Annotated in this window: 14 protein-coding genes and 1 pseudogene; 12 read left to right on the forward strand and 3 right to left on the reverse strand. The window is 53.0% G+C overall.

Translation table 11 applies throughout. The features are described 5' to 3' along the window. Nucleotides 1-131 precede the first annotated feature (131 nt). The 5 genes from ACR0FE_RS10670 to ACR0FE_RS10690 are packed head-to-tail and all read left to right on the forward strand — an operon-like array spanning nt 132 to nt 4,733. Nucleotides 132-557 carry an SDR family oxidoreductase gene (locus ACR0FE_RS10670; protein ID WP_480912732.1) on the forward strand — a complete coding sequence of 142 codons (426 nt, stop codon included), beginning with the start codon at nt 132-134 and terminating at the stop codon, nt 555-557. Next, nucleotides 554-2,350 (forward strand): IlvD/Edd family dehydratase, encoded by a 1,797-nt coding sequence (locus ACR0FE_RS10675; RefSeq protein WP_170614488.1) that lies wholly within the window; start codon nt 554-556, stop codon nt 2,348-2,350. The genes ACR0FE_RS10670 and ACR0FE_RS10675 overlap by 4 nt, the downstream gene beginning before the upstream one ends. A gap of 11 nt (nt 2,351-2,361) precedes the next feature. After that, nucleotides 2,362-3,210 carry a fumarylacetoacetate hydrolase family protein gene (locus ACR0FE_RS10680; protein ID WP_170614489.1) on the forward strand — a complete coding sequence of 283 codons (849 nt, stop codon included), beginning with the start codon at nt 2,362-2,364 and terminating at the stop codon, nt 3,208-3,210. A 31-nt stretch (nt 3,211-3,241) separates the two neighbouring features. Continuing rightward, the gene (locus ACR0FE_RS10685; RefSeq protein ID WP_480536079.1) at nt 3,242-4,126 is read left to right on the forward strand and encodes a 2-hydroxyacid dehydrogenase; all 885 of its coding nucleotides are present in this window, start codon (nt 3,242-3,244) and stop codon (nt 4,124-4,126) included. 16 nt (nt 4,127-4,142) lie between these two features. Further along, entirely contained in the window at nt 4,143-4,733 is a 591-nt protein-coding gene (locus ACR0FE_RS10690) for a LysE family translocator (RefSeq protein ID WP_480912733.1), read from the forward strand. A 47-nt stretch (nt 4,734-4,780) separates the two neighbouring features. Here the strand turns inward: ACR0FE_RS10690 and ACR0FE_RS10695 are convergent, their stop codons facing one another. Beyond that, nucleotides 4,781-5,548 carry an SDR family oxidoreductase gene (locus ACR0FE_RS10695; RefSeq protein ID WP_170815676.1) on the reverse strand — a complete coding sequence of 256 codons (768 nt, stop codon included), beginning with the start codon at nt 5,546-5,548 and terminating at the stop codon, nt 4,781-4,783. Nucleotides 5,549-5,617: 69 nt separating this feature from the next. On the opposite strand from ACR0FE_RS10695, the gene ACR0FE_RS10700 reads away from it, so the two are divergent. From ACR0FE_RS10700 to ACR0FE_RS10715, 4 genes and pseudogenes are all read left to right on the forward strand, one after another. Further along, on the forward strand, nt 5,618-6,676 hold the full coding sequence (locus ACR0FE_RS10700) for an L-idonate 5-dehydrogenase (protein WP_480912734.1): 1,059 nt from the start codon (nt 5,618-5,620) through the stop codon (nt 6,674-6,676). Then, nucleotides 6,669-7,490, forward strand: coding sequence for a phytanoyl-CoA dioxygenase family protein (locus tag ACR0FE_RS10705; RefSeq protein WP_480489591.1), 822 nt, complete (start codon nt 6,669-6,671; stop codon nt 7,488-7,490). The genes ACR0FE_RS10700 and ACR0FE_RS10705 overlap by 8 nt, the downstream gene beginning before the upstream one ends. Before the next feature lie 78 nt (nt 7,491-7,568). Next, nucleotides 7,569-8,276: an IS6 family transposase gene (locus tag ACR0FE_RS10710; protein WP_480912735.1), complete on the forward strand. Its 708-nt coding sequence runs from the start codon at nt 7,569-7,571 to the stop codon at nt 8,274-8,276. A 450-nt stretch (nt 8,277-8,726) separates the two neighbouring features. Then, nucleotides 8,727-9,397, forward strand: a pseudogene (locus tag ACR0FE_RS10715) (IS6 family transposase). Nucleotides 9,398-9,460: 63 nt separating this feature from the next. On the opposite strand, the gene ACR0FE_RS10720 reads toward ACR0FE_RS10715, so the two are convergent. Continuing rightward, the gene (locus ACR0FE_RS10720) at nt 9,461-10,180 is read right to left on the reverse strand and encodes a glutathione S-transferase family protein (RefSeq protein WP_480912736.1); all 720 of its coding nucleotides are present in this window, start codon (nt 10,178-10,180) and stop codon (nt 9,461-9,463) included. Further along, nucleotides 10,167-10,775: an NAD(P)H-dependent oxidoreductase gene (locus ACR0FE_RS10725; protein WP_480912737.1), complete on the reverse strand. Its 609-nt coding sequence runs from the start codon at nt 10,773-10,775 to the stop codon at nt 10,167-10,169. The genes ACR0FE_RS10720 and ACR0FE_RS10725 overlap by 14 nt, the downstream gene beginning before the upstream one ends. A gap of 214 nt (nt 10,776-10,989) precedes the next feature. On the opposite strand from ACR0FE_RS10725, the gene ACR0FE_RS10730 reads away from it, so the two are divergent. Genes ACR0FE_RS10730 through ACR0FE_RS10740 form a run of 3 tightly spaced genes read left to right on the forward strand, consistent with a single transcriptional unit; the run spans nt 10,990 to nt 12,576 of the window. Beyond that, on the forward strand, nt 10,990-11,280 hold the full coding sequence (locus ACR0FE_RS10730) for a winged helix-turn-helix transcriptional regulator (protein WP_480912738.1): 291 nt from the start codon (nt 10,990-10,992) through the stop codon (nt 11,278-11,280). Nucleotides 11,281-11,300: 20 nt separating this feature from the next. Further along, complete coding sequence (gene gloA2 / locus ACR0FE_RS10735) at nt 11,301-11,708, forward strand: SMU1112c/YaeR family gloxylase I-like metalloprotein (protein WP_480912739.1); 408 nt, start codon at nt 11,301-11,303, stop codon at nt 11,706-11,708. A gap of 37 nt (nt 11,709-11,745) precedes the next feature. Further along, on the forward strand, nt 11,746-12,576 hold the full coding sequence (locus tag ACR0FE_RS10740; RefSeq protein ID WP_480912740.1) for a TauD/TfdA dioxygenase family protein: 831 nt from the start codon (nt 11,746-11,748) through the stop codon (nt 12,574-12,576). Nucleotides 12,577-12,596: the final 20 nt, after the last annotated feature.

Genomic DNA, 12,596 nt, shown 5'->3' on the forward strand with positions numbered 1-12,596 from the left:
GGTGCGAAAGACTATGCGACGGATATAAACTCCAAAAATCTAAATTCGATTCGCGGTCAGAATCTCGAAAATCACGAAATTTTCGAGATGAATGTGGCGCTAATAGCAGTATTCATCATGGGGTCGCGCGATTGAAGCCAGATGTTTTGTTCAACGGCGACGGGCTCGTGCATCACGGAACTATTCTTGATGCAGCGGATGGTGAAAGGGATTTCGCCATGGACCACAATCTGCGCTCAATGGTGCGCACGACAAAGGCTGCCGTTGTTGGGGTGACGAAATCGGTGACGGTGGATTTAATAGTGCGAGAAATTCGGTGCAATTGTACTTGCCCTGGAACAGTCGAGAGTCCCAGCAGGCGTGACCGCGTAGATGCGCTGGGAGAGCAGCTGGGCAGCAGAGAAGAAGCGCTTGCTCAATTCGTGGCGCCTCAGTCTACCGGGCGTGTAGCGAAAGCGGAAGAGATTGCTGCATTGATCGTCTATCCGGCATGGGTTGAGAGTGCATGCACCACAGTACAGACACATAAAATTGACGGAGGTTGGTCAGCCCAATGACAAAAGTATCAAAGGACGATCTGCGATCTCGCAAGTGGTTTATGAATTCCGAGAACCTTGAAATGACTGCACTGTATCTGGAAAGATACCTGAATTACGGGTTGACCCGTGCAGAGCTGCAATCAGGCAAACCGATCATTGGCATTGCTCAGACTGGCAGTGATTTGAGCCCCTGCAACCGGCATCATATCGAGTTGTCCAAACGCGTTCGCGACGGAATCATCGCCGCCGGGGGAACGTGCATCGAAATACCGGTCCACCCGATACAAGAGACCGGCAAACGGCCAACGGCCTCACTTGACCGCAATCTGGCTTATCTCTCCTTGGTTGAGAGTCTATTTGGGTATCCGATTGATGGCGTTGTTCTGAACATTGGTTGCGACAAGACTACTCCCGCACTTCTCATGGCCGCTGCGACTGTCAACATCCCAGCGATTGCCTTGTCAGTTGGTCCAATGCTGAACGGTTGGTGGAAAGGTGAACGCGCCGGATCGGGCACGGTTATCTGGAAAGCGCGCGAAGACCTTGCGGCTGACGAAATCGACACCGACGAGTTCATGGAAATTGCAGCCGCCGCAGCACCTTCGGTGGGTTATTGCAATACGATGGGAACAGCAACGACCATGAATTCGCTTGCTGAAGCCTTGGGTATGCAATTGCCTGGATCAGCAGCCATACCAGCCCCGTATAGAGAGCGCGGTCAAATCAGCTATGAAACCGGTAAACGTATTGTGGACATGGTCTGGGAGGATCTACGCCCCAGCGATGTCATGACACGTCAGGCTTTTGAGAATGCGATTGTTATCAACTCTGCGATTGGTGGATCGACGAACGCGCCAATCCACCTGAATGCAATCGCCCGGCATCTTGATGTTCCATTGAACAACGACGACTGGCAGAAACTTGGCCACGACGTTCCACTGTTGGTTAACATGCAGCCTGCGGGTGAGTATCTGGGCGAAGATTACCAACAGGCTGGGGGTGTTCCCGCGGTCGTCGGAGAGCTTCTTGATGCTGGATTGCTGCCGCATCCCGATGCGATAACGGTGAACGGCAATACAATGGGCAATAATTGCTCGGCGCGCCGGTCGCTGGATAGCGAAGTAATCAAGCCAGTCGGTAACCCGGTTAAGCAACAGGCGGGGTTCATCAATCTCTCGGGCAACCTGTTCGAAAGCGCGATTATGAAGACATCTGTGATCTCAAAGGCATTTCGCGAGACCTACCTGTCGAACCCGAATGATCCTAATGCATTTGAGGGTAGGGCGGTTGTGTTTGATGGGCCTGAGGACTTTCACCATCGGATCGATGATCCCGCAGAAAACATCGACGCAAACTGTATTCTGATTATGCGCGGAGCAGGACCAAAAGGATACCCAGGTGCTGCAGAGGTCGTGAACATGCGGCCGCCCGCATATTTGTTGAAGCAAGGCATCGAAGCCCTTCCTTGCATCGGTGATGGACGGCAATCCGGTACATCGGGAAGCCCGTCTATCCTGAATGCTTCACCCGAGGCTGCAGAGGGTGGTGGGTTGGCCTTGGTGCGAAATGGCGACCGACTGCGCATCGATCTTGGCAAAGGCACTGCAGATATGCTGGTTTCGCTTGAAGAACTGCATGAACGCGCCCGCGATCTGGAGGCAAAGGGCGGGTATGCAATGCCGCCCAACCAATCCCCGTGGCAGGAAATATTCCGCGAAAAAGTAGATCGTTTGGATCGCGGTATGACGCTCAAGGGTGCAGAAAACTACCGCGATATCGCGCGAGGCTTCATGCCACGCGACAATCACTAAAAGGAACAGAAATGAAACTTGTTCGTTACGGAGCCGAGGGCTCGGAAAAGCCGGCCCTGGTCGACTCTGAGGGTCAATTGCGGGATCTGTCCGCCCATATCAACGATATCACGGGTGACGTGCTGGATGATGGAACGCTTGATAATTTGCGTTCATTGGATTCGAACAACCTGCCAATTGTGGAGGGTGATCCTCGTATCGCACCATGTGTCGGTGACATCGGTAAATTTCTTTGCATCGGTTTGAACTACTCGGACCATGCTGCAGAAACCGGCGCAGATATTCCCGAGCATCCGATACTTTTTTTCAAGGCCAACTCAGCCGTCATAGGTGCCTATGACGACGTTGTCATGCCGCGGGGATCTACACACACCGACTGGGAATGCGAACTGGGTGTGGTCATCGGTAAGACGGCCAAATACGTTTCCAAGGCCGATGCGCTCGAACATATTGCGGGCTATTGCATCGTAAACGACGTTTCGGAAAGACATTTTCAAACTCAACTGACCGGTCAATGGACCAAAGGTAAGTCTTGCGACACATTTGGCCCTACTGGTCCTTGGCTCGTGACCAGGGATGAGGTGCCGGATCCTCAAAGCCTTGGAATGTCACTGGATGTAAACGGTCAGCGCATGCAAACCGGGAATACTGCTACGATGATCTTTTCCGTTGCCGAGATCATTGAGCATCTAAGTCAACTTTTCACACTGCACCCTGGTGACGTCATTTCAACGGGAACACCGCCCGGCGTTGGAATGGGGATCAAACCGGAACCAGTTTATCTGAAAAAAGGCGACGTCATGGAGCTTCGCATCGATGGACTTGGTGTTCAGCGGCAAAAGGTCGGCCAAGATGACTGACTTGTTGCAAATCGGAGGGATCACTGAACGGATGCGAGAGCGCCTGTCTGCAGCGTTCGACATTCATCAATTGGACGATTTCAACGCGGAAAGTGTTACGCATATCGTTACAAACGGGCATGATGGTGTTCCGCACGACCTGATGACATCACTCAGTAACCTGAAGATGATCAGTGTCTATGGGGTCGGTTACGACGCTGTCGACGCAAATGCTGCGGCTGAGCGCGGGATTGTTGTGACGCACACGCCCAATGTTTTGAACAAAGAAGTCGCAACCACCGCCGTTCTGCTGTTTCTGTCATGTTATCGAGAACTCATACGTGACGATGATTACGTTCGGTCCGGACGGTGGGAAGTTGAAGGAAATGCCCCTTTGACGCGATCAGCCGACAATCAAAAAATAGGCATTCTTGGTCTTGGTCGCATTGGTCAGGCGATCGTTGATAAGTTGGAGCCGTGGGCACCCGAAATCTCTTATCACACACGCAATCAAAAGGATGTCCCGTACCGATATTTCGATAATTTGGTTGAGATGGCAGAACATGTGGACGTCCTCATATGCATCACGCCCGGCGGCCTGTCGACCAATAAGCTGGTCAACGCTGAGGTGTTACGCGCGTTGGGGGCAGGCGGCACTCTAATAAACGTTAGCCGAGGTTCGGTCGTCGACGAAACTGCCCTCATCAATGCATTGCAAAACGGTGAGCTAGGGTGCGCGGGGCTCGATGTCTTCGAGGACGAACCTCGTGTTCCAAAGGCATTGCGAGAGCTGTCCAATGTCGTTCTGCTCCCTCACGCTGGTAGCGCGACTATTGAGACACGAGCAGCAATGGGTGACCTAACCGTCGACAATCTCCTGCAACACCTTAAGGACGGATCTGTGATCACAGCGGTGCCGGAATGCAGAGATCTGTAAAAGGTCAATCTGAAAAGTGTTTGAGTTTGCTGTTGCGGTTTTCCTTTTGCTGATTACGCCGGGCCCAGGTGTTTTAACAACTGCAGGCATTGGATCCGCATTTGGTTTTCGAGCTGGACTCGCCTTCGTCGCTGGTTTGATGCTGGGCGGGTTCATCAACATGATGTTGGTTGTCTCTGGAGTCGCTGCGGTAGCTTTGGCTGTACCGGTGCTTAGAACTTTCCTGCTATTTGCCTCTGTCGGGTATTTGGGATTTCTCGCCTGGCGTATTGCCAGCGCTGGCTCAAAGGTTGGGTTTTCCCCTGCGGTTTCGCCACTTGGATTTGCGAACGGGCTGACACTTCAGTTCATTAATCCCAAGGCTTATGTGGTCGGCACAGCATTGTTTTCAGGGTTTGCCTTTTTGCCGGATGCGCCGGTTTGGGAGTTCGTCATAAAAATTATAGTTTTCAATATGATTTGGGTGCCAGTGCACATGATCTGGCTGGGGGCTGGCGCAAAGCTGGGTAGCCTTGATTTAAGCGAGAGATCGCATCAAAGGATCAACCTTGCGATGGCGGCTTCATTGATGGTTGTTGTGGTGATTGCTTTGGCGTCGGCGCTTTAAACGAAGTGTACGTAAGTCGTACCTAGCAGACGATTGAACGCCAAAAATCAAAGTGACGCCGTTATCCCGCCATCGACGTAGAGCGTATGTCCATTGACGAAACTGGATGCAGGGGACGCAAGGAAAATGGCGGCACCGACAAGTTCTTCTACATTGCCCCAGCGACCGGCCGGGGTACGTTTCTCCAGCCATGCACTGAACTCTGGGTCAGCAACCAATGCGGCGTTCAAAGGTGTATCGAAATATCCAGGCGCAATGGCATTGCAGTTTAGACCATACTTGGCCCAATCAGTTGCCATACCTTTTGTCAGGTTCGTTACGGCACCTTTTGTTGCCGTGTAGGGCGCAATACCTGGTCGTGCCAATGCGGATTGCACCGACGCAATGTTGATGATCTTACCTGACTTTCTTTCAATCATGTGCCGTGCTACAGCCTGACCGACGTGAAAGACGGACGCGACATTTGTCTGCAATAGGCGCTCGAAGGCATCAGCAGGGAAATCCTGTAACTCAGTCCTGTGTTGCATGCCGGCGTTGTTTACCAAGATGTCTATGGGGCCGACGTTCTCTTCAAAGTTGTCCACGGCAGATCGGACACCTTCATGATCGGTTGCATCGAACGAAAGTTCACGTATCGAGGCGCCTGTTTCACTCAACTCGGATGCTGCTGCCGCTAATTTCGCGGTGTCGCGCCCGTTCAAAACGACCTGCGCGCCGGCGGCAGCCAAGCCACGAGCCAACGCAAATCCAATGCCTTGGCTAGAGCCTGTTACCAGTGCGCGCGTTCCCTTTAGGTTGAACATTTCAAGCGTCATGCAAAAATCCCTTGGTTGTCAGCACCGACTATCCGTATCTTTTGGCAATCTGTATAGGGAGTCCGTGCAATGTCTTCGGCCAGTGTTGCTGTCGTTATCCATGCCGCAAAAGATCTGAGGTTGGAAAACCGGGACGTTCAAGACGTGGGGCCAGACGAAGTCTTGATTGCCATGCGCGCGGGTGGGATTTGCGGCTCTGACCTGCATTATTTTAACCACGGTGGTTTCGGTGCGATAAAGTTGCGTCAGCCGATGGTGCTAGGACACGAAGTCGCCGGGGAAATCGTGAAAGTTGGGTCAAGTGTAGATGGGCTACACCTAGGTCAACTCGTTGCAGTTTCTCCATCCCGCCCTTGCCAAGCCTGCATTTATTGTCTGATCGGGCAGCAAAACCACTGTCTTGATATGAAGTTCTATGGCAGCGCGATACCGTTTCCGCATATCCAAGGCGCATTTCAAAGCAAACTCGTGGCACAAGCCGGTCAATGCGTTCCGGCAGATGGGTTGAGTCCTGCCCAGGCCGCCACGGCCGAACCTCTGGCGGTCTGTTTGCACGCGATTAAACAAGCCGGGAGCCTCCTAGGTAAAACGGTACTTATCACGGGATGTGGTCCGATCGGATGCCTCACGATCTTGGCGGTGCGTCGTTCTGGGGCGGCCAGAATAGTGGCGACAGATATCTCGGACCAGACCCTCGCTCTAGCGCTTGAATGCGGGGCAGACGATGTCATCAACACCTACGCCGATCCGCAAAAACTGGAGCAGTTTGAAAAGGACAAGGGCCAAGTTGATGTCCAACTGGAGTGTTCCGGGGCTCAATCGGCTCTGGCTTCTGGTGTCGCTTGCTTGCGACCGGGTGGAACATTGGTTCAGCTTGGTCTGGGCGGAGATATGACAGTGCCGATGCAGGCGTTGACTGCAAAAGAGATACTGCTTCGCGGGTCTTTCCGTTTCCATTCCGAGTTCTCAGTCGCAGTCGAGATGATGCGAAGTGGACTAATAAATGTCGACCAGTTGGTGACGCATTCCTTCGAGGTTGGCGAGGCCGTCACTGCTTTCGAGGTCGCGTCTGATCGAAGCCAATCAATGAAGGTGCAGTTGACTTTTCCGGATAATGACGATGGATAGACGCACGCGCGATATTGCAAAGACTTATGAACGAGATGGTTTCGTAGCTCCGCTGGATATCCTGACAGCTTCTGAGGTCCAAACGCTGCGCGATGATTTTGAGAAAGCAGAGCGCATTCTCAGAGACGACCCAGAGAAACTCAAGCTTCTATATTCTTATCCGGACAGGCTGATACCATCATTCGATGCACTTCTTCGCCATCCGAAGCTGATTGAGGCTGCTTCAACTGTGTTGGGGTCGGACCTCATGGTTTGGAGCGGTGCACTTTTCGTAAAAGAAGCGCGATCATCGAAGATAGTCTCGTGGCACCAAGACTTGACCTATTGGGGATTGGATGATGCTGAAGAGGTTACGTGCTGGGTTGCGATTTCAGAAGCGTCTGAGCAAAGCGGGTGTATGAAATTTGTTCCTGGCAGCCACAAAAGCCGTATCGTGCCTCACGTGGACACCTTCAGCGAAAACAATCTGTTGTCACGTGGGCAGGAAATCGCAGTCGATGTGAACGAAAGAGATGCAGTCGCTGCCGAATTGCGTGCGGGGCAAGCATCTATGCATCACGGGCATCTTTTCCACGCATCAGGACCCAATAACACAGACGATAGACGCATTGGTGCGGCGTTGCGTTTCATAAAGCCCTCAATGAAACAGCAAAACGGCGTGAAAACTTTGGTTGCGCTAGTCGCAGGGCGAGACGATTTTGGGCATTTTTTAGTTGCGTCCTCCCCTCAGGGCTTTTTGCATGAGGAGGATTTCGTTGTGTGTCAAAGGGATGCAGACCGCAAAAAACAAATACTCTTCGCCGGAGTGAAGTGAATCCCTTCATAAGCTCAGAACGGTCTTGTCAGAAGAACTTGGGTTGAGACGGGCAGGGGGCTTTCGTAGCTTTTGCTCATGACCAAATCTGCCTCTTTCAAGTATTTCAAAACCAGCCCCGAGATCATCCGCTTGGCGGTAGTGCCGTACATCCGTTTCCCGCTCTCGCTTCGGGATGTCGAAGATTTGTTGCACGAGCGAGGCATCGACGTGAGCCACGAAACTGTCCGGTATTGGTGGAACAGGTTTGGTCCAATTTTTGCTGCTGAGATCCGAAGAAAGCGTGTTCAGCAATTGAGAGCATACTCCAAATGGAAGTGGCACGTGGACGAGGTTTTCGTGAAGGTGAATGGCAAGCGGCATTATCTTTGGCGGGCCGTTGATCATGAGGGCGAGGTGCTGGAAGCCATTGTCACCAATCGCCGAAACAAGGCTGCAGCACTGAAATTCCTCAGGAAATTTATGAAGCGGCACGGTAAAGCTGAAGAAGTAGTCACCGATCGTTTCGCGTCGTATCGGGCTGCTCTCAGAGAACTCGGCGCTACCGGAAAACAGCAGACGGGCAGGTGGCTCAATAACCGCGTCGAGAATTCGCACCTGCCGTTTCGACGACGTGAGCGCGCGATGCAGCGTTTCAGGCGCATGCGAAGTTTGCAGAAATTCGCCTCCGTCCATTCCTCCGTATACAACCACTTCAACCAGGAAAGATCGCTAGCCAGTCGAGACACCTTCAAGCTGACCCGCGCCGCCGCTCTTAGCGAGTGGCGTCAACTTTGTTCCGGATAGGTTCGCGGTTTCCGCGGCAAACTGAGACTGGTTCGAATTCGTCTGACAGCACCGCCACTCATACCTGTCTCACTTCAGTCGTGTTTTCTGATCCGGAATTGTGACGCAATTCCCGCGAGTTGGCGCATGCGTTTTCAATCTGAGAGGGAGCAGACCGTACACTCGGAGCACGATTCAAGCCTCAGTCTCAGTGCCGCATTTTGGCGGGGTCGCTTTGGGCTGGATTTCCCTGATAGTCTGCAATTTACAGGAAATTATCGTGAGATGGGTTCGAATACAGGCATTTTTCGTGTCAGAATTGTATGTTTTTCAGCGGCTTATGTCGCACACATCCCTGGAAGTTGGAGCAGGGAATTTTCTTGTGGGAACAGGGAATTGTTTCATCGTTCTTGTCAGAAGAGCTTTGCTTGAGCGAGTCAGGGAGCTTTCGTGGCTTTTACTCATACAAAGATGATCCCCCAGTATTTCAAAACCAGCCCCGAGATCATCCGCCTTGCTGTGATGCTGTACATCCGTTTCCCGCTCTCACTTCGAAATGTCGAAGATCTGTTGCACGAGCGAGGCATCGACGTGAGCCACGAAACTGTCCGATATTGGTGGAACAGGTTTGGCCCGATGTTTGCTGCTGAGAAAAGACGGAGGCGTGTGCAGCAACTGCGCGTTCTCCAAATGGAATTGGCACGTGGACGAGGTTTTCGCGAAGGTGAATAGCATGCGGAATTTTCTTTGGCGGGCTGTTGATCACGAAGGCGAGGTGCTGGAAGCCGTTGTCACCAAACGTCGAAACAAGCAGGCGGTATTGAAACTCCTTAAGAAAATGATGAAGTGACACGGATCGTTTCGCATCCTGTAAGGCTGCGCTCAGACAATTGGGTGTTCTCGAAAAACAAAGGACGGGCAGGTGGCCCAACAACCGGGTTGAGGATGCGCACCGCCCGTTTCAACGACGCGAACGCGCCATGCAACGTTTCAGGCGTATGCGAAGCTTACAGAAATGCGCCTCCGTCCATTCCTCCGTTTGCAACCACTTCAACCGGGCAAGATCGCTGACCAGCCGTGACACCTTCAAGCTGACACACACCGCCGCTCTCGCTGAGTGGCGCGAACCTGGCGCAGTGTAAAGAGCAGTTCTACTGACCCAGCTGAGACTGGTTCGAAATTGTCTGATAACGTCTCTTACCGGTTCAGGTTCCTTTCACATCACTGGAGAACCGCGCCGCGTTTTCCTTTGCAAAGGCGCTGGCATCCGCGTCGGCGTCCCAGAACTGCGGGTTTGCCTTGGGTATCGTCAGCGCGCGCTGCACGGCGGGCCGGGCATCAATACGGTGGAACCACGAATTCAGATGCGGCAAGTCCGACACTCCTACCCGCGCCCAGACATAAGCGCGTGCCCATGGGTACAGCATCATGTCAGCGATGGTGTATTCGTCCGCGGCGATCCATTCATGCCCATCCAGGCGCGTGTTCATCACCTCCATCAAGCGGCGGCTTTCGTCCACGTAGCGGCGGATTGAGAACGGCTCTTCGTGGCCGTTTGGTGCGGCGATGTGCTGGAAGTACATCGCCTGTCCCATCATTGGGCCTATATGGCCGACCTGAAAGAACATCCACTGCATGACCTCTGACCGTTTGACCGGATCCGAAGGCAGGAATTTTCCGTATTTTTCGGCGAGATGCCACAGGATCGCACCGGATTCGAAGATGGCGCGCCTCTCCGAACGATCCTCGATTGTCGGGATCTTTCCATTTGGGTTCAGCGCCAGATAATCCGGCGCCTTCTGTTCCTGCTTGGAAAAACTGATATGTGTCAGGTCGTAGGGGACGCCTGCCTCCTCCAGGAAGATAACCGGCTTGTACCCGTTCATTGTTCCAGCGGTGTAGAGATGGATATTAGGCTGGGACATGTTCAAGCTCGGCAAATGTGGTTTTTAGATGCGCGTCAAATCGAGCGAAATCGGCCTCGATTTCCGGGTCCTTCATAACATCGAATGCAGCAACGGTCGGAAGGGGTTGCATGGCAAAGAACTTTGCATTCAGGTGCATCGGCGCTAACAGGTCGTCGACGCTGGAGCCCGCAAAGAAAGGCTCCGACGCATCATCGAACGCTTCTTTTGGGGCGTTGAACGTAACCGACAGCATGTAATTCTTACCGTCTAGTGTGCCCCCGGTACCGTAATTGGCTTTGGGCGCGTCGGTCGTTCGACCGTCACCTGCGCACATGCGGCCATCCATGCCAGCCGTATATACCTCATCCATGTATTTTTTGAATATCCACGGTACCCCCATCCAGTTCACCGGGAACTGCATGATGACTGTATCGGCCCACAGATGCGTCTCGACCTCAGCATTTGCGTCATAGCCGTCGGAGACGGTGGTCACACGCACGTCGTGACCCATTGTGGTCAGCGTGTCACGTGCGCGTTTGGCGAGGCTGGCGTTCAACTGTCCGGGGGCGAATTCGTAGGGCTGGGTGCCGTTGACGATCAGGATTTTGCTCATGTCTATATCCTATAGGTACTATCTCTGAACCCTTGACTTTCAGCGGGTTCAGAGAGCATTTGATTGCGAAGGTGTGATAAATCAACTAGTATACTTTTGGTAACCTAGATGTCTGAGCGAAGGGACGACGATGCGGGCGCGAATTGATGAGGATGCCAAAGGGCGCCGAAAGGTCTCCGAGGCCTGTCAGGAACCATGTGCAATCGAACGCGGTATGCGGATTATTGGCGGAAAGTGGACGGGGTCGATCTTGTGGCACCTTAGAGATGGCCCAGTGCGCTTCAACGATCTGTCGCGCATGATCGGCGGTGCCAGCAAGAAGATGATCACTGAAAGACTACGTCAACTTGAGGGGCAGGGTCTGGTTCGCCGGCAGGTTATGGATACCGCTCCTGTTTCCGTGCAATATTCGGTTACCGAATTTGGCCAGACAGCTCTTGGTTTTCTTGAAGAGCTTCGAAAGTGGAGCGAAGAATTACCTCAAGAGTTGGATCGAACCATCTGATAATATGAGGGAATGAGTCTGTGGGTAGTTTGAAAGCAATCCACCATGCTGCGGTCATTTGTTCGGACTATGAGCAGTCCAAGGCATTTTATTCAGAAACGCTTGGGTTGGAGATAGTTGCGGAAAATTTCCGGGCCGAGCGGCAATCTTGGAAGCTGGACTTGGCTTTGCCGGATGGTACTCAGATTGAGTTGTTTTCCTTTCCCAACCCGCCCAAACGCGCGTCCCGCCCCGAGGCGCTGGGTCTGCGGCATCTTGCGTTTGTTGTAGACGATATCGAGAAGTTGAAAGACAGATTGGAACAGAAGGGTGTTCCCGTCGAAGACATCCGTGTCGATGAAAATACCGGACGCCGTTTTACCTTTTTCAGTGATCCGGACGATCTTCCTTTGGAATTGTATGAAGCCGCGCCGACTGCGTTGAAGTGATGTTTCCTGTTCTTTAGGCTGAGCGAAGCAGGGAGGAATGCGCATGGAAGTAAAACCTCTCACCGGTGGATTGGGTGCTGAAATCGTCGGGGCGGACATCCGGCATGAAGATCAATTCGACGCGATTAAGTCAGCCTTCGCAAAGTATTCTGTAGTCGTACTGAGGGGCCAAAACGTTAGACCGCAAGAGCATCTGTCCTTTGCGCGAAGGTTCGGCCCGATTAACGTTAACCGCTTTTTCAAACCTGTCGACGGCTATCCCGAGATCGCCACAGTTTTGAAAGAGAAAGATCAAAAAGAGGCTGTGGGAGAGGGCTGGCATACCGACCACTCCTATGATCAGGAACCGGCCATGGGCTCAATTCTGCACGCCTTGGAAGTCCCGCCGCACGGCGGCGACACGCTGTTTGTGTCAATGGCTGCTGCCTATGAGGCTCTGTCGCCCACGATGCGTGGTTTTCTGAATGGCCTGTGGGCGGTGCATTCCTCTCGCCATGTCTTTGGCTCCAGCAACATGGAATCAGAGGCCGCAAAAAGCGGCAGGCTGGGTAATGCCGAAGCTGCCACGCAAGACGCCTTGCACCCCGTTGTCATCACGCATCCGCTTAGTGGCAGGCGTGGGCTGTTCGTCAATCCTGTGTTCACCACCGAAATCAAGGGGTTGAGCGCAGATGAGTCTGCGGCCGTGCTTGGGATGCTCTATGATCATTGCAAGCAGCCCGAATTCCAATGCCGCCTCCGTTGGCAGGCAGGAGATATCGCCATTTGGGATAACCGAGCCACGTGGCACAAGGCAATCAACGACTACCACGGTTTTCGACGCCTTATGCACCGGGTGACGGTTGAAGGGATTGCCTTGAAGCCGTGAGGCAAGTGGCACAAGGCGGA

This window comes from Ruegeria sp. K7, from assembly GCF_056531785.1.